The organism is Secundilactobacillus silagei JCM 19001 (assembly GCF_002217945.1).
In the GTDB taxonomy this organism is placed as follows: Bacteria; Bacillota; Bacilli; order Lactobacillales; family Lactobacillaceae; genus Secundilactobacillus; species Secundilactobacillus silagei.
The window spans coordinates 1-234 of the sequence record NZ_BCMG01000079.1 but is presented as its reverse complement, the minus strand read 5'-3'; the positions used below and the strand labels follow the sequence as shown (position 1 = coordinate 234).

Annotated in this window: 1 protein-coding gene; it reads right to left on the bottom strand. The window is 40.2% G+C overall.

The window, feature by feature from the left end; translation table 11 throughout:
* Positions 1–48: 48 nt before the first annotated feature.
* On the bottom strand, positions 49–234 hold a 186-nt coding region (locus CES79_RS12645; RefSeq protein ID WP_143456355.1), incomplete at its 5' end, for a transposase.

Below are 234 nucleotides of genomic sequence, written 5' to 3'. Positions count from 1 at the left end.
AGGTTCTCTGTCAACTGTTGTTGGTAACGACCATAATGCACTCAATCATTATTTGATGATTGGGTGTTTTGTTTTTGTCCTTAACATAACAAGGACGCGCAAACGGAAATTCTTAAATCTCGTGTAGCCATAGCCGGATCGTTTAAGGACTTTGATTCGATTATTCGTCCCTTCCAAAGGACCATTGGAGTAATCTTTGTGCTTCAAGGTGTTTTCAATGTAGTCAGGATGCTC